We start from the raw sequence: 23,603 nt of genomic DNA on the forward strand, positions 1-23,603 counted from the left end.
GTGCGGGCACTGGAGATAGCGGACGCCTGGGTGCTGGAACCCAAGGTCTTCCCGGACGCCCGGGGCAGCTTCCACGAGTGGTACCGGGGCGAGGAGTTCCGCGAGGCCACCGGGTACGACCTCGACCTCGCCCAGGCCAACTGCTCGGTGTCGCGGCGGGGCGTGCTGCGCGGGATCCACTTCGCCGACGTACCGCCCGGCCAGGCCAAGTACGTCACCTGTGTCCGGGGCGCCGTCCTGGACGTGGTGGTGGACATCCGCGTCGGCTCGCCCACCTTCGGCCGCTGGGAGGCCGTACGCCTGGACGACGACACCCGGCACGCCGTGTTCCTCGCCGAGGGGCTGGGGCACGCCTTCATGGCGCTCACCGACGACGCCACGGTGGTGTACCTGTGCTCGGCCGGGTACGCGCCGGGGCGCGAGCACGGGCTGTACCCGCTCGACCCGGCTCTGGGCATCGCCTGGCCGCGGGGCATCGAGCCGCTGCTGTCCGAGAAGGACGCGGCGGCCCCGTCACTGGCCGAGGCGGAGCGGTCCGGACTGCTTCCCACATACGCGGACTGCTCCGCCCACTACGAGCGGCTGCGCGGTCAGGACTTGGCGTAGCGCTGCTTCAGGGCACTGCGCTTGTTGGTGCCCTCGGCGTTCCGGCCCTTCTCGATGATCACCAGGTTGTGGTAGAAGTGCACCGCCACGACGTTGAGGTCCGTGTAGCTGGGCTGGTAGTTCTCGTCGACGAACTCCTCGTAGTTCAGCCCGTCCGTGAGCCGCTTCAGCATCCCCATGCTGGTGTTCGGGGCGTCGCGGTCCTCGCTGCCCATCCACTCCGGCCAGTACGAGGACTGCGTGTCCTCGACGGCGTAGATGCCACCGTCCTTGAGCCGGGGGAAGAGCGTGGCGAACGTCGTGAGCACGTGCGGGCTGCGGTGACTGCCGTCGTCGATGATGACGTCGAGGTCACCGATCTTGTCGGCGACGGCGTTCAGTGATGAGGGGTCGGACTGGTCGCCGACGAACGTCGTGATGCGGTCCTCGTCGACGAATGACTTGTCCTGGATGTCCATTCCGAAGATCTGCGCCTTCGGGAAGAACGCCTTCCACATACGCAGCGACGCGCCGCCCTGACCGGCCCGGCTGTAACCGCCGACGCCGATCTCCAGAAGATTGAACGACTCCTTCTTCAGGTGCTGGAGATGGCGCTGGTAGTGCTGGGTGTAACGGTGCGTCCCCCACTTGTCCGTCTTGAAGTGCACGGCGAGCTTGTTGAGATCGTTGGAGATCGCGTCGAGTCCGGTCGGCTTGACGGGCTTGGCGGGCTGGGTCAGCGTTCTGACCCGGCGCTTGAGCCGGCGCAGCACCCGCATGTTCTTCTCGCCCAGTGCGGACTTCACGGTCTCACGAATCGACATCGCTGGAAATTCCCTTCGACATGTGCGGCAGTGCTTCGTGCAGGGCGGACCGCCAGTCCCTGAGCGGTGCCAGACCGATCTCCCGCCACCGGTCGTGCCCGAGGGCGCTGTAGGCGGGCCGGGGCGCCGGCCGGGTGAAGGCACGGCTGTCGGTGGGCCGTACCCGGTCCGGGTCGGCGCCGGCGAGCCGGAACACCTCCCGGGCCAGTTCGTACCAGCTGGCCTCGCCGGAACTGGTGGCGTGGAAGACACCGTGCGCGCCGGTGTCCCGGGCGAGCCGGGCGCCGAGGTCCGCGATCCGGGCGGCGACGTCCGCGCTCCAGGTCGGCTGCCCGCGCTGGTCGTCGACCACGTCGAGGGTGTCCCGGCGGCCTTCCAGCTCCAGCATCGTGCGGACGAAGCTGCGGCCGTGGACGCCGTACAGCCAGGCGGTGCGCACGACGGCGGACGCGTCCGGGAGCTCCTCGAGGACCGCCCGCTCCCCGGCCAGCTTCGTGCGGCCGTACGCGGTGCGCGGCGCGGGGGGATGGTCCTCGGGGTAGGGGGCGGTGCGGGTCTCGCCGGAGAAGACGTAGTCGGTGGAGACGTGGATCAGGCGGGCGCCGTGCTCGGCGCAGGCGCGGGCGAGCAGCCGCGGCCCGTCGCCGTTGATGGCCAGGGCCCGTGCCTCGTCGGTCTCGGCGTCGTCGACGGCCGTGTACGCGGCGCAGTTGACGACGACCTCGGGCCGGTGCTCGCCGAACGCCCGGCGGACGGCGCCGGCGTCGGTGATGTCCAGGGCGGCGCGGTCCAGGCCCGTCGCGTCCGCGCCGCGCCGCTGCAGTTCGCCGACGGTGTCACGGCCGAGCATCCCGCCCGCGCCGGTGATCAGCCACCGCATCAGGACTCCTGCTGGGCGCGCCGCTTGAGCGGTTCCCACCAGGCGCGGTTGTCCCGGTACCAGGCGACCGTGTCGGCGAGGCCGGTGGTGAAGTCGCGGCGCGGCCGGTAGCCGAGTTCGGCGCGGGCCTTGCTCCAGTCCACGGAGTAGCGCAGGTCGTGGCCCTTGCGGTCGGCGACGTACTCCACCCGGTCCCAGCCGGCCCCGCAGGCGTCGAGGAGCAGCCCGGTGAGTTCCTTGTTGCTCAGCTCCGTGCCGCCGCCGATGTTGTACACCTCGCCGGGACGGCCCTCGGTGCGCACCAACTCCACGCCCTGGCAGTGGTCGTCGACGTGCAGCCAGTCGCGGACGTTGCGTCCGTCGCCGTACAGCGGGACCTTGTGGCCGTCGAGGAGGTTGGTGACGAACAGCGGGACGACCTTCTCCGGGAACTGGTGCGGCCCGTAGTTGTTGGAACAGCGGGTGACCCGCACGTCCATGCCATGGGTGCGGTGGTACGCCAGGGCGAGCAGGTCGGAGGATGCCTTGGAGGCGGAGTAAGGGGAGTTGGGTGCGAGCGGATGGGTCTCGGGCCAGGAGCCGGAGTCGATGGAGCCGTACACCTCGTCGGTGGAGACGTGCACGAACGGGCCGATGCCGTGCCGCAGGGCGGCGTCCAGCAGGGTCTGGGTGCCCACCACGTTGGTGAGCACGAACTCGCTCGCCCCCGCGATCGAGCGGTCCACATGGGACTCGGCGGCGAAGTGCACCACTTGGTCGGCCTCCGCCATGAGTTTGTCGACCAGATCGGCGTCGCATATGTCGCCCTGGACGAACTGGAGGCGGGGATGCGCGGCGGGCAGGTTGGCGAGCGTGCCCGCGTAGGTCAGCTTGTCCAGCACGGTGACACGCGGCGCGTCGGGCGTGTCGTCGGCGAGGAGCGTGCGGACGTACGTGGAGCCGATGAACCCGGCGGCGCCGGTGACGAGGAGATTCATGAACGGATCTGCACCTTGCTGTGGTCTCCGAGGACGAGTCGGTGGGCACTGGGCAGGCCGGCCGCCGGGGTCACCTCGGTGTGCCGGCCGATCAGCGAGGACTCGATCCTGCCCACCCCGTCGATGGAGGAGTCCCGCAGCACGATGGAGAACTCCAGCTCACTGTCCGTGATCCGGCAGTTCTCCGCGATCGAGGTGAACGGGCCGACGTAGGAGTCGGCGACCAGGGTCCCCTTCCCGATGACGGCCGGGCCGACGATCCGCGAGTTGGCGATCCGCGCCCCCTCCTCGACGACCACGTTGCCGACGGTCTCGGACAGTTCGTCCACGTCGCCGTCGATGCGCCGCTCCATGCTTTCGAGGACGATGCGGTTGACCTCGAGCATGTCACCGACGTTGCCGGTGTCCTTCCAGTAGCCCTCGATGACCGTCGAGCGGACGTCTGCGTGGACGTCGATGAGGTGCTGGATGGCGTGGGTGATCTCCAGCTCGCCCCGCCAGGACGGCTTGATGGCCCGCACCGCCTCGTGGATCACCGGGGTGAACAGGTAGACCCCGACCAGCGCGAGGTCGCTCTTGGGATGCTCGGGCTTCTCCTCCAGGCCGGTCACCTGCCCGGCCGGGTCGAGTTCGGCGACACCGAAGGAACGGGGGTCGGGGACCCGGGTCAGCAGGATCTGCGCGTCGGGGCGGCTCGCGCCGAACCCCTCGACCAGGTCCCGGATGCCGCCGACGATGAAGTTGTCCCCGAGGTACATCACGAAGTCGTCGTCGCCGAGGAACTCCCGCGCGATCAGCACCGCGTGAGCGAGGCCGAGGGGCCGCTCCTGGGGTATGTAGGTGACCTCCAGGCCGAATTTGGAGCCGTCGCCGACCGCTTCCTCGATCTCGGCGGCCGTGTCGCCGACGATCATGCCGACCTCGGTGATCCCGGCCGCCGCGATGGACTCCAGCCCGTAGAAGAGCACCGGTTTGTTGGCCACGGGGACCAGTTGTTTGGCCGACGTGTGGGTGATCGGCCGCAGCCGGGTACCGGCACCGCCGGAGAGCACCAGAGCCTTCATCTGCCACACCCTATAGGTGATCGTCCGTAACGGACCTTTGTTTGCTTACCGGTTTGTTACGACAGTATGGCTCTGGCGCAACGGGCGGTCCGCCCGCTGGTGAATCGGTTCAGGTTCGGTTCAGGTTCGGTTCACGTTCAGTCCTCGCCGCGGACGATGGTGCCGTCCCGTCCCTCGGCCACCGTCCGCGCGGCACCTCGGTCCAGGATGGCGGGCAGGCAGGTCCGCACTCCCTTGCCCCGCCGCCGACGGGCCTTCGACCAGCCCGTCTCGGGTATGCCGGCGACGGGTTTCTCACTACTCTGCGCGGTCACGACGTCCACTTCCCTCTCGCTGCCTCTTACAGCGCTCTTGCTGCCTTCTTGCCGCCTTCTTGCCGCCTTTTCACGTACGGCCACCGCCGCCACCGCCGAACGACCCGCTCGAACCGGGCTCCCAGCGCGGGCGACGCTGATCGGCGGACCGCTTGGTCCCCGTGGGGTTGAGCTGGTGCGGGGTGAGCCGCTCGCTCTCGTCCGCCGCCCGGGGCAGCTCGTCCCATGCGCGCACCGCACGCTCCTCCTGCACCGGCCCGGAGACCGGACGGGTGGGCTGCTCCTCCGGCCGGGGCGGGCCCGGCTCGCGCCGGCGCACCTTGAAGCCCATCCGGAAGGCCCAGATCAGCCCGGCGACGAGGGCGACACCCACGACGAGGACGGCGATGTACCCGAAGACGGAAACGCCTGCGGCGGCCTGGTTGATGGCAGTGTCCATGGACGGCGGGTACCCGGACGGGCGCGGCGGATGCCTGGCCGGGCGGGCCCGGCGTGGCGCGGTCAGGCCGTCTCGCCCCGCGGAGTAGCGTCACGGGACGATGTCGGAACTATCGGAAATCCTGGACGGCGGCGACGGCGGCGACGGCGATGCCCTTGAGCGGTACATGGTCACCGCGCCCCGCCCCGGCCGGGCCCTGGTGCGCTGGGCCACGACCACCGACCACAAGGTGATCGGCCGGCTCTACATGGTCACGTCGTTCTGCTTCTTCCTCCTCGCCGGGCTGCTGGCGCTCGCCATGCGCGCCGAGCTGGCCCGCCCGGGTCTGCAGTTCCTGAGCCTGCAGGGCTACGACCAGTTCGTCACGGTGCACGGCACGATCATGATGCTGCTGTTCGCGACGCCCATGTTCGCGGGGTTCGCCAACGCCGTTATGCCGCTGCAGATCGGCGCCCCGGACCTGGCCTTCCCGCGGCTGAACGCGCTGTCGTACTGGATGTACCTCTTCGGCGGCCTGATCGTGGTGTCGGGCTTCCTGGTGCCCGGCGGGGCGGCGGCGTTCGGCTGGTTCGCGTACGCGCCGCTGAACAGCGCCTACTTCTCCCCCGGCGCGGGCGGTGACCTGTGGGCGATGGGGCTGGTGGTCTCGGGCGTGTCGACGACCCTGACCGCGGTGAACTTCATCGCCACGATCATGTGTCTGCGCGCCCCCGGTATGACGATGTTCCGGATGCCGATCTTCACCTGGAACGTGCTGTTCACCTCGATCCTGGTGCTGCCAGCGTTTCCGGTGCTGACGGCGACACTGCTGGCTCTGGAGGCGGACCGGAAGTTCGGGGCGCATGTGTTCGACGCGGCGAACGGGGGTGCGCTGCTGTGGCAGCACCTGTTCTGGTTCTTCGGGCATCCGGAGGTCTACATCGTCGCGCTGCCGTTCTTCGGCATCGTCTCCGAGATCATCCCGGTCTTCTCCCGCAAGCCGCTCTTCGGCTATCTGCCGATGATCGGGGCGACCATCGCGATCACCATGCTGTCCGCGGTGGTGTGGGCGCACCACATGTTCGCCACGGGCGCCGTGTTGCTGCCGTTCTTCTCGATCATGTCGTTCCTGATCGCGGTGCCCACGGGGATCAAGTTCTTCGCGTGGATCGGGACCATGCACAACGGTTCCCTGTCGTTCGAGACACCGATGCTGTGGGCGATGGGCTTCCTCGTGTCGTTCCTGCTGGGCGGGCTGAGCGGGGTGCTGATCGCCTCGCCGCCGCTGGACTTCCACCTCACCGACTCGTACTTCATCGTGGCGCACCTGCACTACGTGCTGTTCGGCACGGTGGTGTTCGCGATGTTCGCCGGGTTCTACTTCTGGTGGCCCAAGTTCACCGGGAAGATGCTCGACGAGCGGCTCGGCAAGGTGCACTTCTGGCTGCTGTTCCCGGGGTTCCAGCTGACCTTCCTGGTGCAGCACTGGCTGGGTGAGTCCGGGATGCCCCGCAGGTACGGGAACTACCTCCCCGACGACGGGTTCGCGCTGCTCAACACCATCTCGACGGCCGGGGCCCTCGTGCTCGGCGTCTCCACGCTGCCCTTCCTCTACAACGTCTGGCGCACCACGACCCGGGCGCCGGTCGTCACTGAGGACGACCCGTGGGGGTACGGGCGGGGTCTGGAGTGGGCGACGTCCTGCCCGCCACCGCGGCACAACTTCGTGGCGCTGCCCCGGGTGCGGTCCGAGTCGCCCGCCTTCGACCTGCGCCATCCCGCGATCGTCAGGCAGGCCGAGGAGGAGGGACTGCGGTGAAGGCCGAGGCGTTGCTGTTCGGCGGTGTCGCGCTGTTCTTCGCCGGGACCGCCGCGCTCTACGGCGTGTGGTCGCGCGAACCGGCGGGCACGGCGGCCCTGATCGTCGCCTCCGGGATGGCGGCCGTGGTCGCCTTCTTCTGCGCCGTGCAGTACCGGCGCCGCGGGACACGGCCCCAGGACCGCAAGGACGCCGAGATCGCCGACGGCGCCGGGCCCGTGGAGTTCTTCCCCGACGAGAGCCACTGGCCGGTGCTCACGGCCCTGGGCTTCGCGCTCACGGCCACCGGGGTCGTGTTCGGGCTGTGGCTGTTCCTCATCGGCTTCGGCGTACTGGCGGTCGGTGTACTCGGGATGGTGTTCCAGTACGCACACCGGTGACGGAGCCCCGGCAGGCCAAGGCTCCGCGCCGACCGCAGGCCGCGCGGCATCCGGGCCGCGACCGGCCCCGCATCCCGGCTGCGGCCGCTCCTCACCGGTTCCGGCGGGCCGTCCGTCACCGGTCCCGGTGGGTCGGCGGGCGGCGGGTCACGGCTCGTGGGCCGGTGAGGGGGCGTCTCGGGGCGCCAGGGGGGAAGGTGTCGACGGGGTGGTGGCCGGTCTCGTAGCCGCCGGCCACGGTCTGGCGGATCTCGCCGGTCGGTACTCCCGCCAGGCGGTGCCGCTCCGCCTCCACCAGGGCCAGACACACCCAGCGGGTCAGGAGGAACGCGGCCACCGGGGCCAGTACCAGGGCCACGCGCAGCACCCAGGTCAGAGTGTTCACCGAGACCCGGAAGCTCTGCGCGACGATGTCGTTGGCGCCGGCCAGCAGCAGCACGCCGTAGAAGACGGTCCCGGCGACCCCCAGGCCGGTGCGCACGGGACGCTCGCGCGGCCGGTCGCACAGGTGCCGTTCCTGGTGCCACTCCCCCGTCAGGCGCTGCTCCACGAAGGGGTACGCGTACAGCACGAGGAACAGCAGGGCGGGCAGCACCACCGCGGGCAGCAGCACGTTCCACATCAAGGTGTGCCCGGCGACGTTCGTCTCCCACGGCGGCACCAGCCGCAGCGCGCCCTCCAGGAAGCCGACGTACCAGTCGGGCTGGGAGCCGGTGGAGACCAGGTCCGGCCGGTACGGGCCGTACACCCAGACCGGGTTGATCTGGGCGAGACCGGCCAGCAGCACCAGCACGCCGAAGACGGTGAGGGACAGCCCGGCGGAGGACGCGGTGAACTGCGGGTACAGCGGTTTGCCGAGGACATCGGCATTGCTCCGGCCCGGCCCGCGCCACTGGGTGTGCTTGAGGTGGAAGACCAGGATCAGGTGCACGGTGACCAGGCCGATCAGCGCGCCGGGCAGCAGCAGGATGTGCGCCGGGTACAGCCGGGTGATGATGTCGTGGCCGGGGAACTCGCCGCCGAAGACGAAGAAGCCGACGTACGTCCCCACCACCGGCAGGGAGGTCATGATGCCCTGCGCGATGCGCAGCCCGGTGCCGGAGAGCAGGTCGTCGGGGAGCGAGTAGCCGGCGAAGCCCTCGGCGAGGGAGAGCACGAACAGGGTGAGCCCGATGACCCAGTTCACCTCGCGGGGCCTGCGGAAGGCGCCGGTGAGGAAGATCCGCAGCATGTGCAGGCCGATCGCGGCGACGAAGACCAGCGCGGCCCAGTGGTGCGTCTGCCGCATCAGCAGGCCGCCGCGCACCTCGAAGCTGATGTGCAGGGTGGAGTCGAAGGCCGCCGACATCAGTACCCCTTGCAGGGGTGCGTACGAGCCCGTGTAGACGACCTCGCGCATCTCGGGATCGAAGAAGAAGGTCAGCCAGACACCGGTGAGCACCAGGACGAGGAGGCTGTAGAGCGCGAGTTCGCCGAGGAGGAAGGACCAGTGCTCGGGGAACGCCTTGCGCAGCAGCGACCCGGCCTCGACGGCCGGCAGCCGGGCGTCCACGGCGTCCGCGAGCCGTTCCCCGCGGGACGCGCGGTCCGGTCCGGGCGGCCCGGGCGAGGTCACGTCTCCTCCGGTTCCGCGGCCGCCCGCTGCACCTCCGCCTCGGTCTCGGTCCGGGACCTGCCCGTCTCCTTCGCGTACTCGCCGAGCGCCGTCTGCACCTCGCGGGCCAGGTCGCGCCAGGCCCGCAGGGCCGTCTCGTAGGTCGACGACTGTTCGCCGGTCCACTGTGCCTGGGCCGGCGGGCCGTACGCCTCGCGCAGGGCCATGGCCCTCGCGTGCGCCGCCTCGGCCGCGCGCTGCTTCTCCACGAGCTCATCGAAGGTGTGTGCCACGGCAGGACCCTAGGCAAGACGGCGGTACGGACCCCGGCGACCTGCCGTAGGCATCCGCACGCGCACCCGTGTGGCGGGGGCCCGCCGTCAGCCGTCGAGCGCGAGTTCGGACCAGACCTGCTTGCCGCCGCTGACCGGGAGCGTGCCCCAGGCCGCCGACACGGCCTCCACGAGGAGGATGCCGCGTCCGCCGGTGGCCTCCCAGCCGACGCTGGTGGGCTTCATCGGGGAGCGGGGCGAGGCGTCGGTGACGGCGACGCGCATCCGCCGGCTGACGAGGGTGAGGTCCAGGCGGACCTGGCCGTCGGTGTGCACCAGGGCGTTGGTGACGAGCTCGGACACGACCAGCAGCACGGTGTCGAGGTCTTCGGCGGGCACCTCCCACGCGCGCAGGGTGCGCCGGGTGAAGCGGCGGGCGTGCCGGACGGCCTCCGGGACCCGCCACACCGTCCAGCCCTCCCTGAGCGGGCGTACGGCCATGCCGTCGTAGCGCATCAGCAGCAGGGCGACGTCGTCCTCGCGGTGGGCGCCGGTGAGCAGTGTGTCGGCGACGAGACCGAGGTGGGCGGGGTCGGAGGCGGCCAGGTCGCGGGCGAGCCGGTCCAGCCCGGCGTCGATGTCCTCCTCGGCGGACTCCACCAGGCCGTCCGTGGTCAGCGCGAGCACCGTGCCGGGCTGGAGCCGGAGCGGGGTCATGGGGAAGTCGGCCTGGGCCAGCACGCCGAGCGGCGGGCCGCCCTCGGCCTCCACGACGGTGGTCGAGCCGTCCGGGAGACGCAGCACCGGTGGCAGATGTCCGGCCCGCACGCACCAGGCGGAGCCCTCCTCCATGTCGACGTCGAGGTAGGCGCAGGTGGCGAAGAGGTCCGTCTCCAGCTCCAGCAGCAGACGGTTGGCGTGGGAGACCACCACGTCCGGCGGGTGCCCCTCGGCCGCGTACGCGCGCAGGGCGGTGCGCATCTGGCCCATGAGGGTCGCGGCGCCCGCGTTGTGGCCCTGTACGTCGCCGATGACCAGGGCCACGTGGTTGTCGGGCAGCGGGATCACGTCGTACCAGTCGCCGCCGACCTCCAGCCCGGCGGTGGTGGGCAGGTAGCGGGCGACGGCGGCCCCGCCGGGCAGCTTGGGCAGGCGGCGCGGCAGCAGCGTGCGCTGGAGCATGCCGACCAGTTCGTGCTCGGCGTCGAAGGCGTGGGCGCGCACCAGGGCGTGCCCGGCCAGCGTCGCCGCGGCGGTGAGCAGGGCACGTTCGTCGGGGCCGAAGTCGTGCGGGTGGTCCCAGCCGATCAGGCAGGCGCCCGCCATCCGGCCCCCGGCGGGCAGCGGCAGGACGGCGAGGCCGCCGGGGCCGACCTCGGCCAGGGCGGGCTCCAGGGAGGTGCCCGCGGGCCAGATGTGGATGCGGCCCTCGCGCAGGGCGGCGGCCAGTGTGGGCATCGCCCGGACCGGCGCGTCGGGCCACTCGGTCCGCCACTCCGTGCGCCACAGCTCCGGCCAGACCTCCGGTTCGGGCGGGTCGAGGACGGTGACCACCAGGCGGTCGTTCTCCAGCTCGGCCAGGGCGATCCGGTCGGCGTGCAGCGGCCTGCGCAGCGCGGCGACCACGGCCTGGCTGACGTCCTTGACGGTGCCTGCGGTGGCGAGCGCGGCGGCGAGGCGCTGGATGCGGGCCACGTCGGTGACGTCGGAGCGCAGGGTGGAGGCGTCCGCGACGGTGCCGGCCAGGCGGGCCGGCACCCCCTCGCCGCCGGGCAGCAGCCGGCCGCGCAGCCGCAGCCACTTCGGCGAGCCGGACGGCTGGAGGATGCGGAACTCCAGCTCACGGTCGCCGATGGACATGTGGTCGGCCTCGACGGCCGACATCAGCGCGGGCAGGTCCTCCGGTACGGTCCGGCCGAGCAGGGTCTCCACCTTGCCGTCGAACTCCGCCCGGTCGATCCCGAACAGCTCCAGGATCCCGTCGCCTACCTCGATCCGGCCGGTGTCCATGGCCAGGCTGAAGGCGTCGGCGGGCAGCTCGCCGGTGTCCGCGGCGCGGGCCGGGGCGCGCCAGGCGACGGCCTGAGCGATCAGTTCCAGGCAGGCGCGGTCCTCGGTGCCGAAGCCCCCGGGGCTCTCGGTGACGGCGAGCAGACAGCCGCCGGCGTCCATGGGGACCGGCAGGGCCGCCAGGGAGAAGTCCGGGTAGGGCGTGCGCCGTGCCTCGGGGCAGCCGGCGAGTTCCTCGGGTCCGAGCCACACCGGCCGCCCCGCGCGGTGGACCTCGGCGGCCGGGGACCGGCCTGCGGCGGGATAGCTGTCGCGCAGCCCGTACAGCGTGCGCGGCAGGCCGGCCGACTCCAGCAGGCACAGGGACACGCCGTTCTCGCCGGGCGCGTACACGGCGGCGAACGCCGCACCGGCGAAGACGAGGGCCTGTTCGAGGACGCGGCGCAGCCGGTCGGGAGAACCAAGATCGGCGGCGACCGTTTCAAGGGCAAGTTCGGCACGCTCCGTTCTCGTTCCGCGCACCGCCGCACCCTCACTGACCACGTTCGCCATTACAGCGCTTATGAAGGCCCTGCGCAGCCCCTGTGACGTTTCGGGGAAGCCCGGGGCCGGCCGGCGCTCGAAACGCACCGAACATGTCTTGACGCATGCGTTCCGCACGGCGATCTCGTGACAGCGGTGACTGTCCGCGACCACCGGGTGCCTGGGAAGTTCGTTGCGGGCCGAGGAGTCGCGGCCTGAGGAGTCGCGGGCCGAGGAGTCGCGGGCCGAGGAGTCGCGGGCCGAGGAGTCGCGGGCCGAGGAGGGGAAGGCATGGACAAGCGGTACGAGGTGTACGCGCTCGCCGACAGGCACTTCTACGACACGCCCGACCGGCTGTCCGCGGCCGGTCCGGACGCCGCGCCGCTGTACGACACGGCGCGGCGTGAGGTCCCGGAGGGCTGGCACACCGGGCGCACCGGCGACTGGCTGACGCTGACTCCCCTCGACGCGGACGGCGCGCCGCTGCCGTCGCCCGCGCAGGGCTGGAAGATCCATGCCTCGGCGACGCGGGCGGACGCGGAACGGATCGCGGAGATCGTGTGGGACTACTGCGTGCCGCGCCGCATCCCGTTCAAGTTCGTGCCGGCCCCGCATCTGCTGCACCTGCGCAACGCCAAGTACGCGGGCCGCGACGCCAGCGGCAAGTTCGTCACCGTCTACCCGGCCGACGAGGAGCAGCTGCGCCGGGTGCTGAACGAGCTCGGGGAACTGCTCGCGGGTTTCGAGGGACCGTACATCCTGACCGATCTGCGCTGGCACGACGGTCCGCTGTACGTCCGTTACGGCGCTTTCGCCCGCGCCTATGTCGTCGACGAGCGCGGCTCGCTGGTCCTGGCGGTGCGCGACGGCGAGGGCCGGCTGGTGCCGGACCGGCGGGCGCCGTCCTTCCAGGTCCCCCAGTGGGTGACCCTGCCGCCCTTCCTCGAGCCGCATCTCGCGGCCCGCAACACCACGACGGTCGGCGAACTGCCGTACCGCATCGAGAAGGCGCTGCACTTCTCCAACGGCGGCGGCGTGTACGCGGGTACCGACACCCGCGACGGACGACGGGTGGTGCTCAAGGAGGGGCGGCCGCACGCGGGGCTCGCCGCGGACGGCGCGGACGCGGTGGCGCGGCTGGAGCGCGAGAAGGCCGCGCTGGAACGGGTCGCCGGGACCGGAGTGGTGCCCGAGGTGCGGGACTGGTTCACCCTCGGCGAGCACAGCTTCCTGGTCATGGACTTCCTCGAGGGGCGGCCGCTCAACTCCTTCTTCGCCGAGCGGCACCCGCTGCTGACCGCGGACCCGGATCCGAAGGCCGTCGCCGACTACACGGCGTGGGCGCTGCGCATCCACCGGGCGGTGGAGAGGGCCGTGGAGGCGGTGCACGCGCGCGGGCTGGTCTTCAACGACCTGCACGTCTTCAACATCATGGTCGCGCCCGACGAGGAGTCGGTGTTCCTCATCGACTTCGAGGCCGCGGCCCCGGCCGAGGAGATGGGCCGCCAGGTCGTCGCCCACCCCGGCTTCTTCGCACCGCCCGACCGCCGCGGCAAGGACGTCGACCGCTATGCGCTGGCCTGCTTACGGCTGGCCCTGTTCCTGCCCGTGACCACGCTGTTCGTGGTCGACCGGGGCAAGGCGGCCCATCTCGCCGAGGTCGTCGCCGAGCAGTTCCCGGACGTGCCGCGCGTCTTCCTGGACGAGGCGGTCGCGGAGATCACCCGGGACACGGCGGGCGCGGCCCGCGCGGTGGGGCCGATCCAGCCGGTGGAGCCCGGCGACTGGCCGTACAGCCGGGACTCCATGGTCAAGGCGATCCTCGCCTCGGCCACGCCGGAGCGCGACGACCGGCTCTTCCCCGGCGACATCGCGCAGTTCGACGACGGCGGCGGACTCGGCCTCGCACACGGCGCGGCGGGCGTGCTGTACGCGCTGGCCCAGACCGGCGCGGGCCGCCACGAGGAGGGCGAGCGCTGGCTGCTGGCCCGCACCGCACCGCCGCCGCCCGGCACCCCGCTCGGTCTGTACGACGGTCTCGCGGGCGTCGCCCACGTCCTCGACGGGCTCGGGCACCGGCAGCGCGCCCTGGACCTGGTCGACGTCATCCTTCAGGAGAGATGGCAGCGCCTCTCCTCCGACCTGCACGGCGGACTGGCCGGCCTCGGCCTGGTCCTGGACGGGCTGGCGCGCACGACCGGCGAGCGGGAACTCGCCGAGCGGGCCGCCGAGGCCGCGGACCTCCTCGTCGACCGCCTCGCCGAACCGGTCCCGGACAGCCCCAAACGGCGGGCGGGGCTGCTGCGGGGCGCCACCGGACCGGCGCTGTTCCTGCTGCGGCGCTACGAGGCGACCGGCGAGCCCCGGCTGCTGGCGGCCGCCGCCGAGGCTCTGCGCCGCGATCTGGCGCGCTGCGTGGTGCAGGACAGGACCGGCGGCCTGGAGGTGGACGAGGGCTGGCGGACGCTGCCCTACCTCGGCGACGGCAGCGCCGGCATCGGCCTGGTCCTCGACGACTTCCTCGCCCACGCCACCGGCGACACCGGGGAGTTCGAGCGGGCCCGGACCGGCATCCTCGCCGCCGCCACCTCCCGCTTCTACGCGCAGCCCGGCCTCTTCCAGGGCCGCGCCGGAATGGTCCTCCACCTCAGCCGCACCACCGCGCCGGGCGCGACACCGTCCCGGCTCGGCGAGCAGATCGCCGGGCTGGGCTGGTTCGCCATGCCCTACCAGGGCCAACTGGCCTTCCCAGGGCACCAGATGATGCGGCTGTCCATGGACCTCGCCACCGGAACGGCCGGGTGCCTGCTCGCGCTCGCGGCGGCCCTCGACGACGAGCACCCCGCCTGTCTGCCGTTCCTCCCGCCGCCACCGGCGGCCACCACCACGCGGCTCCGCGATCTGACGGAGTCGTGACACAACCCCGTCCCCACCGAGGGATGCAAGGGAACCGAAGCACAACCGACCGAAAGGGCACCGCTATGGCACTCCTCGACCTGCAGACCATGGAATCCGACGAGCACAACGGCGGCGGCGCGAGCACGGCCAGCCTGCTGTCCTGCGTCTCGGCGGCGAGCGTCATCCTCTGTCTCTGACACGCACCGCACCCCTGCTCCGGGCGGCCCTCTCCCACGGGAGGGGGACCGCCCGGGGCTACACCCGTTGCCTCTTTGTCTCCTCCTCGATGGGAGGCCCGCAGTCCGATGACGACCCGCGCCGACGACGACCCGGTGGCCGCCCCGACCCGCGCCCTGCTGCGCGGGGCGACCCGGCACGACGCGGGCCGCTGCGCCGCCCTGTGCGCGGTGAGCTGCGCCGGCACCGCCGCGGGTCTGCTGCTTCCGGCCGTACTGGGCCGGACCGTCGACCTGCTGCTGGCGCACGGCGCGGCGGCCCGCTGGGTGTGGTGCTGCGCGGGGCTGGTGGTGGCGCTGGCCGTCCTCGACGGGTGCGAGAGCGTGCTGGCCGGCACGGTCGACGCGCGGGTCACGGCGTGGCTGCGGCGGCGGTTCGCCGGGCACGTGCTGGCGCTGGGCCCGCGCGCCACGGACCGTTTCGGCCCCGGTGACCTCGTCGCCCGTCTGGTCGGCGGCGGGGCGCAGGCCGGGACGGCGCCCGGCGCCCTCGCCGCGCTGCTCGCCGCGCTCGCCGGGCCCGTGGGGGGTGTGGTGGCGCTCGGCCTGATCGACTGGCGGCTGGCGGCCGTCCTGCTCGCCGGCGCGCCACTCCTCGCGCTGCTGCTGCGCGCCTTCGCCCGCGACACCTCGAGCTGCGCGGCGGACTACCAGCGGGTGCAGGGCGGGATCGCGACGGCCCTGGCGGAGGCGGTCGGCGGCTCCCGCACGATCCGCGCGGCGGGCACCGAGGAGCGCGAGACGGCGCGGATCCTGCGGCCACTGCCCGAACTGTCCCGCGCGGGGCACCGGATGTGGCGGGTGCAGGGCCGGGCCGCGGCGCGGGCGGTGGCCGTGGCGCCGCTGCTGCAGCTGGCCGTCGTCGCCGTGGCCGGGTTCCTGCTGACCCGGCACCGGCTGTCCGTGGGCGAGGTGCTCGCCGCCTCCCGGTACGCCGTCCTCGCGGGCGGTGTGGGAGTGCTCGTCGGGCGGGTCGCGGCGCTGTCCCGGGCCCGGGCGGCGGCGCGGCGACTGGGCGAGGTGCTGGCCGAGCCCGCGCCTACGCCCGGCACACGCCGGCTGCCACCCGGCCCCGGGTGCCTTCGGCTGTGCGGGGTCACCGCCCGGCGCGGCGGGCGCACCGTGCTCGACGGCGTCGACCTGGACGTCCCCGGGGGCACGACGCTCGCGGTGGTCGGCCGCTCCGGCGCGGGCAAGTCCCTGCTCGCGGCCCTCGCCGGGCGGCTGGCCGACCCGGACGCCGGTGAGGTGCTGCTCGACGGCGTGCCGCTGCGCGAGCTGGCGCACGACGACCTGCGGGCGGCCGTCTCCTACGCCTTCGAGCGCCCCGCCCTGCTCGGCACGACCATCGAGGACACCATCGCCCTGGGCCGGCCCGCCCTCCCCTTCGACCGGGTCCGCACCGCCGCCCGCCGGGCCCGCGCCGACGCGTTCGTACGCCGGCTGCCGAGCGGTTACGCCACCGCCTGCCGGGACGCCCCTCGCTCCGGCGGCGAGTCCCAGCGCCTCGGGCTCGCCCGGGCCTTCGCCCACGGCGGGCGGCTGCTGATCCTCGACGACGCCCTCTCCAGCCTCGACACGGTCACCGAGCACCAGGTCACCGAGGCCCTGCTGACCGGCGACGGCGGCCCCACCCGGCTGCTCGTCGCCCACCGCGCGGCGACGGCGGCCCGCGCCGACACCGTGGCCTGGCTGGACGGGGGGCGGTTGCGCGCGGTCGGGCCGCACACGCGGCTGTGGCGGGACCCGGCGTACCGGGCGGTGTTCGGCATCGAGGAGGGACAGCCACGGTGACGGTACGGACACTGGGACTGCTGCGATGGCGGGTGCTGGTCCGGCTGGCCGGCTGGTCGGTGCTGGAGGCCGGGCAGACCTTCCTGGTCGGGTACGCGCTCGCGCGGGCCCTGGACGAGGGGTTCCTGGCCGGCCGGGCCCGGGCCGGACTGCTGTGGCTCGGCGTGGCGGCGCTGGGCGTGGCCGTCGGGGCGTTCGGGACCGGGCGGGTGTACGGGGCCGTCGCCGCGCTGGTCGAGCCGGTGCGGGACCGGCTCGTGGAGCGGGTGGTGGCGCGCGGGGTGCGGGAGGCGGACGGGGCGGCGCTGTCCGGGCTCACCCAGCAGGTGGAGATCGCGCGGGACACCCTCGCGGGGCTGGTGATGGTCTCGCGTTCGTTCGTCTTCACCGCGGTGGGTGCCCTCGCCGGTCTCTTCTCCCTGTCTCCGCGGCTGCTGCTGGTGGTCGCGCCGCCGCTGCTCGCCGGGGTCTGCCTGTTCGCCGTGACGCTGCGTCCGCTGGCCCGGCGGCAGGAGGCCTTCCTCGTCGCCGACGAGACCCTCGCCGAGCACTGGGGCACGGTCTGCCCCGGGCTGCGCGACGTCACGGCGGCCGGCGCGGAGACACAGACCGGCACCGGGCTGCGGGCCCGCGTCGACGCCGAACTGCTGGCCGCCCGCTCCCTGGCCCGCTTCGGCGTCCTGCGGGTGGCGGCCCTGGCCCTCGGCGGCCAGCTGCCCGTCGTCCTCCTCCTGGCCACCGCCCCCTGGCTCCTCGCCCACGACGTCACCCCCGGCGCCCTCGTCGGCGCCCTGGCCTACGTCACCCAGTCCCTCCTCCCCGCCCTCCAGAACCTCATCCACGGCCTCGGCACCAGCGGCTCCCGGCTGACGGTGGTCCTGCGCCGCCTGGCCCCTCCGGGAAAGGCACAGGACCCACCGGAACCACGCCCGTCGACACCCGGGGCCCCCTGGACCACAGACCCGGCTGCCGGGGCCGGCCCCGCCCGGCCCCTGCGGGACCACGCCCCCGCACCCCACCACGGGCTCCGCCCCCTGGACCCCGGCACGGCCGCACCCCTGGGTCCCGCCGGGCCCGCCGGGGCCTTCCGTGGCAAGCCCGAGGAAGCACAGGACCGACCGGAACCACGCCCGTCGACACCCAGGGACCCCTGGACCACAGACCCGGCTGCCAGGGCCGGCCCCGCCCGGCCCCTGCGGGACCACGCCCCCGCACCCCACCACGGGCTCCGCCCCCTGGACCCCGTCGGGGCCGGGCCCGCCGGGGTCTTCACGGGCGGGCCCGAAGCGGGAGGGCTCCCGCGCGGAACACCGGACACCGAAACCCAAGAGCTGGACACGCGAGCGGCGGACGCCGGCACCGGAGCGGCACACGCGTACTCGGGAGCTGCGGACTCCCGCCTCTCGGGCCCCCACGCCCGCCCCGGCGGCCAGCCCGTGCGGGCCGCGTGCCCGGACGCCCTCGCGCTGGCCTCCGTCACCTTCGCCTACGGTCCCGCCAGTGAACCCGTGATCGGCGGACTGGACCTGCGCGTGCCGGACGGGGGGCACCTCGCTGTCGTGGGGCCGAGCGGGATCGGGAAGTCGACGCTGACCGCCCTGGTCGCGGGGCTGCTGGCACCCGGGAGCGGGGCGATCCGGGTGTACGGGCAGCCCGTACCGAGTGAGGGGGCGAGCGCGCGGCGGGTGCTGATCCCGCAGGAGGCGTACGTCCACACCGGCACCCTCGCCGAGAACCTGGGGCAGTTCCGCGCCGACCCGGTGCCGGAGGCGGAGCTGCTGGCAGCCGCCGACGCGGTCGGGCTCACGCCGGTCCTCGAGACCCTGGGCGGGCCCCGCGCGCCGGTCGAGCCGGCGGCGCTGTCCGCCGGCGAGCGGCAGCTGATCGCGCTGACCCGGGCGTATCTTTCCCGCGCGCCGCTCGCGCTGCTGGACGAGGCGACCTGTCACCTCGACCCGGAGGCGGAGGCGCGCGCGGAGCGGGCCTTCGCCGGGCGCCCCGGCGGCACCCTGGTGGTCGTCGCGCACCGCATCAGCTCGGCGCGCCGCGCGGACCGGATCCTGGTCATGGACGGCCGCCGCACGGCGCACGGCACGCACGACGAGCTGCTCACGGCCTCCCCGCTGTACCGGGACCTGGTCGGCGGCTGGACCCCCGCGCCGGCCGCCGGGCCGTCACAGCCAGCCCTCCCCCTGTGAGATACGGATCGCGTCGATCCGGTTGCGAGCCCCGGTCTTACGGGTGATCGCCGCCATGTAGTTGCGCACGGTCCCGTGGGACAGGTGCAGGCTCCCGGCGATCTCCGCGACGGACGCTCCCCCGGCCGCCAGCGACAGCACGCTCAGCTCGCGCCGCGTCAGCGGCATCTGCGCGGCCTTGAGGAATCCGAAGCCCAGCGAGTCGTCGACGAAACGTTCCCCCTCGGCGACCCGCCGGATCGCGCGCACGAGTCTCTCCGGCGCCCCCTCCTTGTCGACGTAGCCGAGCGCCCCCGCCTCGACCGCCCGTCTCAGCAGCCCGGGCCGGTTCCTGCCGGCCAGCACGAGCAGGCGTGGCGGCACGGAGCCAGCGCCCCGCGGGCACAGTTCGCCCAGCGGCGGCACACCGAAGCCGTCCTCGTATTCCAGATCGGCCGCGCACACGTCCGGCCGTAAGGACCGCACCCGTGCGGACGCGCCGCGCCACGACGTGTCCTCCACCCGCATCTCGGGTTCCCGGCGCAGCCACTCCGCCAGGACCGATCGCACCAGACACGTGTCGTGCACCAGAAGCACTCCGATCACTGCCGCCCCTTCGGCTCGCCGTACTTCGTCCAGGTGTTGAGCGCGTGCCCCATTGTTGGCGGGCATGACAGCTCGTGGGCGCGAAGAACCGGCCATCGGGGTGCGCGGGGGCGCATACAGGGCGCTCGTACGCCGCCCCGCGCATCGACTGTGGGGGCATGGTCCGGTGCGGACGGGGTACACGAAGGCACCCGGCCCGGCCGGGGCGATTCGCCGTGCGCCGGAAGCGGCCGCGAGGGAGCCTTGACCTCCGGGATGCGACGCGCGGCCGTGCGAGGAGGTGGTCGGCGTGTCCGACGGGCAGACGTCCGGGCAGGCACCGGCCGCCGCCGAGGCGCGGGTCGGGCAGCCGGTGCTGTCGGTGGCACTGGCCGCGATGATGGACGAGGTCCACGCGCACTCGGGAGCGGTGTACCTGCTGGCCCCCGATCAGCCGGTGCTGGAGATGGCCGTGATGGCGGGACTGCCCCGGGCGTTCGCGGCGCCCTGGGAACGGGTGGGGCTGAGCGCGCCGATCCCGGTCGCCGAGGCGGTGCGCGAGCGGCGGCTGGTGTGGGTGGGCGGCGAGGAGGACATGGCGCGCCGCTATCCGCGCATCGCGGTGGTGCTGCCGTACCCCTTCGCGCTGGCCGCCGTACCCGTGGCCACCGCGGACACCGTGTACGGCTCCGTCTTCGTGACCTGGCCCGGCTCGCACCCGCCGGCCCTGTCCGACTGGGAGCGGGAGCATCTGACGGCGGCCTGTGACCGGCTGGCGAGGCGTCTGGAGCGGGCCGCGCGGGCGGACCGCCCGCCCCGCCGCGAACCCGATCTGCTGGCGGCGCCCCCGCTGACCGGTGTGGCGGGGACACTGGGCACGGTGGAGGCGGCCCTGATGGTGGCGCGGCTGCCCTACGGGCTGGTCTCGCTCGACCTGCACGGCCGGATCGCCTTCGCGAACGAGGCGGCCGGCGAACTGCTCGGCAAGCCGGTCGGCGAACTGCTCGGCACCCAGCCGTGGGCGTCGGTGCCCTGGCTGAACGACCCGATGTACGAGGACCGCTACCGGGCCGCGCTGATCAGCCAGCACATCACGTCGTTCGTGGCGCTGCGTCCGCCGGGTACCTGGCTGTCGTTCCGGCTGTACCCGAGCACGACCGGGCTGAGCGTGCGCATCAGCCGGGCCCGGGCGGTGGCGGAGCTGGCGCGGGACACGCCGAGGTCCGGCGACGCGGGCCCGTCCCGGCTGGTGACCATCTCCACGGTGCTGAGCCTGGCCGGTGCGCTGACCGAGGCGGCGGGTGTGGAGGACGTCGTCCAGCTGGTCGCGGACGAGATCGCCCCGGCCGTGGGCAGCACCGCCCTGGCCATGCTCGGTTCGCGGGGCGGCCGGCTGCACGTGCTGGGGCACCGCGGGTATGCGGACCCGCACGTCGTCGAGCGGTTCCACGGGGTGCCGCTGGGCGAGCGGACGCCCGGCACACAGGCCCTCTCCAGCGGGGTGCCCGGCTTCTACGACTCCCGGGAGCAGCTGGAGCGCGTGTACCCGCATCGTCTGCAGGCCCCGGACGGCTTCGCGGCCTGGGCGTACCTGCCGCTGATCGCCTCCGGCCGGCCGGTGGGCACCTGTGTCCTCGCCTACGCCGAACCGCACGTCTTCCCCGCGGAGGAGCGGGCCGTCCTGACGAGCCTGGGCGGACTGATCGCGCAGGCCCTGGAGCGGGCGCAGCTCTACGACGCCAAGCACCGGCTGGCGCACGGCCTCCAGGAGGCCCTGCTGCCGCGTTCGCTGGCCCGGCTGCCGGGTCTGGAGGCGGCCGCGCGCTATGTGCCCGCGACCCACGGCATGGAGATCGGCGGCGACTTCTACGACCTGGTACCCGCGCGTCCCCTGCCGGCGGCGGTCATCGGGGACGTCCAGGGGCACAACGTGACCGCGGCCGCGCTGATGGGGCAGATCCGCACCGGGGTGCGCGCGTACACGACGGTCGGCCAGCCGCCGCAGGAGGTCATGCGCGGCACGAACCGGCTGCTCATCGACCTGGGCGCCGACCTGTTCGCGAGCTGTCTGTACCTGCGGCTCGATCCGGCGCACGGGCGGGCCGTGATGTCCCGGGCGGGGCATCCGCCGCCGCTGCTGAGGCGCCCGGACGGGAAGGTACGGGTGCTGGATCTGGCCGGGGGCCCGCTGCTGGGCATCGACGCGTCGGCGACGTACCCGACCACGCAGGTCTCCATCGCCCCCGGCTCCGTCCTGGTCCTCTACACCGACGGCCTCGTCGAGTCACCCGGCACGGACATCGAGGACTCCCTCGCCGACCTGGGCGAACTGCTCACCGAGACCGGAGACCTGCCCCTGGACCGGCTGGCCGACGAACTGGTCCGGCACAGCCCCGCCGCCCGGGACCGGGTCGACGACGTGGCGGTGCTGCTGCTGCGGGTGCGGCCGGAGCCGTAGGGGAAGCAGGGGCCGGGAACGACGACGCGGCCCGGCCCTCCCGCCGGAGGGCCGGGCCGTCACCGTCGGCCGGAACCGCTGGTTGAGGCCGGTCAGTGGGCCTGTCCGAGGACCGGTCAGTGAGACTCGGTGCTGGACGAGCCGTTGCCGGCGTTGTTACCGGACTGCTCGCCGTTGCCGGACTGCTGCTCGCCGTTACCGGACTGCTCACCGTTGCCGGACTGCTGGCCGTTGCCGGACTGGTCGGCGCCGCTCTGGTCGCCCGCCGTCGCGGACGGGTCGGCGGTGGCGCCGGACTGGTCACCCGCCGCGCCGGACGCGTCGCCCGCACCCGCCTGGTCGCCGGCACCGGCCTGGTCGCCCGCCGAAGCGGACGGGTCGGCGCTGCCGCCCACCGCGTCGCCGCCGGCCTGGTCGCCGCCCGCCTGGTCGCCCGCACCCGCTCCCGCACCGGCACCGGCACCGGCGTCGCCGAGGGTGGCGCCGGTGGCCTGGAGGGCGGCGGTGACCGGCTGGAAGAAGGTCTCGCCGCCGGCGGTGCAGTCGCCGCTGCCGCCGGAGGTGAGACCGACCGCGCCGCCGTCCTGGGTGAACAGGGAGCCGCCACTGTCGCCGGCCTCGGCGCAGACGTTGGTCTGGATCAGGCCGTTGACGGTGTCGACGCCGCCCGGGTCGGTCTCGCTCTGGAAGTTGACGGTGGCGTCGAGGCCGGTCACCTGGCCGTTGTGCAGACCGGTGGTGGAGCCCATCCGGAACACCGTCTCGCCGACCGTGGCCTCCTGGGCCTGAGTGATCTTGACGGTCTGGCCGTTGCCCGCGTTGACCTCGCTGGGCGCCTGGGTCTGGGCGTCGTTGTACTTCACGAGTGAGAAGTCGCTGACCGGGAAGGTGGCCTGGTCCACGGTGGCGATGGGCTGGCCGGTCTCGGAGTCGGACCAGTCCTTGGCCGCGACACCGCAGTGACCGGCCGTCAGGAAGGCGGGGCTGCCGTCCTTGGCGGTGACGTTGAAGCCGAGGGAGCAGCGGACGTTGCCGTTCTGCACCTGGGAGAAGATGGCGTCGCCGCCGGAGACCTTCGTCGTGAACTTGCCCGCGGACTTCTTGAGCGTCGCCATGTTGGAGCCGAGGCTCTTGACCGTGGACTCGACCCGGTCCCACTTGGCGCCGGTGACCGTGCTGTCGGCGGTGACGACGACCTTGTTCGTCTTGGGGTCGAGCGCCCAGGCGGTGCCCGGCACGGTCGCCTTGGCCTTGAGGGTCTTGGCGGCGGCCTGGAGTTCGGCCGTGCTGTTCTGGACCTGGCGGACGGCCGCGCCCGCCTTCTTCGCCTGGAGGATCACGTTGTTGTCGCCGCTGACCAAGTTGACGACGAGCTGCTTGCTGTTGCTGTCGTAGTACGAGCCGGCGAGGGCGTCGCCGAGCAGCTTCTGCAACTGCGAAGCGAGATCCGAGGCGTCCGACGCCTTGAGCACCTTCGGGCCGGCGGCGGAGGTGTCACCCGAGGCGCCGTTCTGGGACGCGTTGGCCATCGGCAGCAGGAAGGCCGCCGCTCCGAGCGCCGCAACGCCACCCACCGCAATCGCGGCCTTGCGCTTCGGCATTCGCTTGTGACTCAAACTACTCGACCTCCTGGGAACGGGGGGTCTGCCACCGTGGGGCAGTGCCGCTGTGGGGCAGTGGATCGTGGGCGCCTGGTTGGCAGTTGATACGCACCGGGTGCGCGGTGCGTTCAATTGCTTTTGCCAAAAACCTTTGCGCGACGGTGAATCGGCCGGACGAGGTTGAGTTCCGCGTGT

19 protein-coding genes are annotated in these 23,603 nt (G+C 73.1%); 8 read left to right on the forward strand and 11 right to left on the reverse strand.

Annotated features, from left to right (window positions below; genetic code table 11):
* The gene (rfbC, locus tag ACH45E_RS22440; RefSeq protein WP_361445729.1) at positions 1 to 606 is read left to right on the forward strand and encodes a dTDP-4-dehydrorhamnose 3,5-epimerase; all 606 of its coding nucleotides are present in this window, start codon (positions 1 to 3) and stop codon (positions 604 to 606) included.
* Here rfbC and ACH45E_RS22445 read toward each other — a convergent pair.
* From ACH45E_RS22445 to ACH45E_RS22470, 6 genes are all read right to left on the reverse strand, one after another.
* Positions 591 to 1,409, reverse strand: a complete 819-nt coding sequence (locus ACH45E_RS22445) for a class I SAM-dependent methyltransferase (protein ID WP_361445731.1) — start codon at positions 1,407 to 1,409, stop codon at positions 591 to 593. The genes rfbC and ACH45E_RS22445 overlap by 16 nt on opposite strands.
* Complete coding sequence (gene rfbD / locus ACH45E_RS22450; protein WP_361445734.1) at positions 1,396 to 2,289, reverse strand: dTDP-4-dehydrorhamnose reductase; 894 nt, start codon at positions 2,287 to 2,289, stop codon at positions 1,396 to 1,398. The genes ACH45E_RS22445 and rfbD overlap by 14 nt, the downstream gene beginning before the upstream one ends.
* Entirely contained in the window at positions 2,289 to 3,266 is a 978-nt protein-coding gene (gene rfbB / locus ACH45E_RS22455; RefSeq protein WP_361445737.1) for a dTDP-glucose 4,6-dehydratase, read from the reverse strand. The genes rfbD and rfbB overlap by 1 nt, the downstream gene beginning before the upstream one ends.
* Positions 3,263 to 4,330 carry a glucose-1-phosphate thymidylyltransferase gene (locus ACH45E_RS22460; protein WP_361445740.1) on the reverse strand — a complete coding sequence of 356 codons (1,068 nt, stop codon included), beginning with the start codon at positions 4,328 to 4,330 and terminating at the stop codon, positions 3,263 to 3,265. Before ACH45E_RS22460 ends, rfbB begins: the two co-directional genes overlap by 4 nt.
* A 137-nt stretch (positions 4,331 to 4,467) precedes the next feature.
* On the reverse strand, positions 4,468 to 4,644 hold the full coding sequence (locus ACH45E_RS22465) for a hypothetical protein (protein ID WP_361445742.1): 177 nt from the start codon (positions 4,642 to 4,644) through the stop codon (positions 4,468 to 4,470).
* A gap of 70 nt (positions 4,645 to 4,714) precedes the next feature.
* A complete protein-coding gene (locus tag ACH45E_RS22470) occupies positions 4,715 to 5,083 on the reverse strand; it encodes a DUF6479 family protein (RefSeq protein ID WP_361445745.1) in 369 nt (122 codons plus the stop codon).
* Positions 5,084 to 5,249: 166 nt separating this feature from the next.
* On the opposite strand from ACH45E_RS22470, the gene ctaD reads away from it, so the two are divergent.
* Positions 5,250 to 6,881: a cytochrome c oxidase subunit I gene (gene ctaD, locus ACH45E_RS22475; RefSeq protein WP_361445874.1), complete on the forward strand. Its 1,632-nt coding sequence runs from the start codon at positions 5,250 to 5,252 to the stop codon at positions 6,879 to 6,881.
* Positions 6,878 to 7,261 carry a cytochrome c oxidase subunit 4 gene (locus tag ACH45E_RS22480; RefSeq protein ID WP_361445748.1) on the forward strand — a complete coding sequence of 128 codons (384 nt, stop codon included), beginning with the start codon at positions 6,878 to 6,880 and terminating at the stop codon, positions 7,259 to 7,261. Before ctaD ends, ACH45E_RS22480 begins: the two co-directional genes overlap by 4 nt.
* Positions 7,262 to 7,376: 115 nt before the next feature.
* Here ACH45E_RS22480 and ACH45E_RS22485 read toward each other — a convergent pair whose 3' ends face one another.
* The 3 genes from ACH45E_RS22485 to ACH45E_RS22495 all read right to left on the reverse strand — a co-directional run bounded on the left by ACH45E_RS22485 (position 7,377) and on the right by ACH45E_RS22495 (position 11,689).
* Positions 7,377 to 8,876 (reverse strand): cytochrome bc complex cytochrome b subunit, encoded by a 1,500-nt coding sequence (locus ACH45E_RS22485; protein ID WP_399041290.1) that lies wholly within the window; start codon positions 8,874 to 8,876, stop codon positions 7,377 to 7,379.
* Positions 8,873 to 9,148, reverse strand: a complete 276-nt coding sequence (locus ACH45E_RS22490) for a hypothetical protein (protein ID WP_361445751.1) — start codon at positions 9,146 to 9,148, stop codon at positions 8,873 to 8,875. The genes ACH45E_RS22485 and ACH45E_RS22490 overlap by 4 nt, the downstream gene beginning before the upstream one ends.
* An 87-nt stretch (positions 9,149 to 9,235) precedes the next feature.
* Positions 9,236 to 11,689: a SpoIIE family protein phosphatase gene (locus ACH45E_RS22495; protein WP_361445754.1), complete on the reverse strand. Its 2,454-nt coding sequence runs from the start codon at positions 11,687 to 11,689 to the stop codon at positions 9,236 to 9,238.
* A gap of 261 nt (positions 11,690 to 11,950) precedes the next feature.
* Between ACH45E_RS22495 and lanKC the strand changes: the two genes are divergently transcribed.
* From lanKC to ACH45E_RS22515, 4 genes are all read left to right on the forward strand, one after another.
* Entirely contained in the window at positions 11,951 to 14,575 is a 2,625-nt protein-coding gene (gene lanKC, locus ACH45E_RS22500; protein WP_361445757.1) for a class III lanthionine synthetase LanKC, read from the forward strand.
* A 65-nt stretch (positions 14,576 to 14,640) separates the two neighbouring features.
* On the forward strand, positions 14,641 to 14,754 hold the full coding sequence (locus ACH45E_RS22505; RefSeq protein WP_361445760.1) for a SapB/AmfS family lanthipeptide: 114 nt from the start codon (positions 14,641 to 14,643) through the stop codon (positions 14,752 to 14,754).
* A gap of 108 nt (positions 14,755 to 14,862) precedes the next feature.
* Positions 14,863 to 16,587, forward strand: a complete 1,725-nt coding sequence (locus tag ACH45E_RS22510) for an ABC transporter ATP-binding protein (protein WP_361445763.1) — start codon at positions 14,863 to 14,865, stop codon at positions 16,585 to 16,587.
* Positions 16,584 to 18,785, forward strand: coding sequence for an ATP-binding cassette domain-containing protein (locus ACH45E_RS22515; protein WP_361445766.1), 2,202 nt, complete (start codon positions 16,584 to 16,586; stop codon positions 18,783 to 18,785). The genes ACH45E_RS22510 and ACH45E_RS22515 overlap by 4 nt, the downstream gene beginning before the upstream one ends.
* Here the strand turns inward: ACH45E_RS22515 and ACH45E_RS22520 are convergent.
* Positions 18,762 to 19,370, reverse strand: a complete 609-nt coding sequence (locus ACH45E_RS22520; protein ID WP_361445769.1) for a response regulator transcription factor — start codon at positions 19,368 to 19,370, stop codon at positions 18,762 to 18,764. The two genes, ACH45E_RS22515 and ACH45E_RS22520, sit on opposite strands and share 24 nt — an antisense overlap.
* Positions 19,371 to 19,650: 280 nt before the next feature.
* On the opposite strand from ACH45E_RS22520, the gene ACH45E_RS22525 reads away from it, so the two are divergent.
* Entirely contained in the window at positions 19,651 to 21,807 is a 2,157-nt protein-coding gene (locus ACH45E_RS22525) for a SpoIIE family protein phosphatase (protein ID WP_361445772.1), read from the forward strand.
* Positions 21,808 to 21,923: 116 nt separating this feature from the next.
* Here the strand turns inward: ACH45E_RS22525 and ACH45E_RS22530 are convergent, their stop codons facing one another.
* Positions 21,924 to 23,408 (reverse strand): S1 family peptidase, encoded by a 1,485-nt coding sequence (locus ACH45E_RS22530; protein ID WP_361445880.1) that lies wholly within the window; start codon positions 23,406 to 23,408, stop codon positions 21,924 to 21,926.
* Positions 23,409 to 23,603 lie beyond the last annotated feature (195 nt).

The sequence above is a fragment of the Streptomyces sp. NPDC020299 genome (assembly GCF_044387825.1).
Taxonomy (GTDB): domain Bacteria; phylum Actinomycetota; class Actinomycetes; order Streptomycetales; family Streptomycetaceae; genus Streptomyces.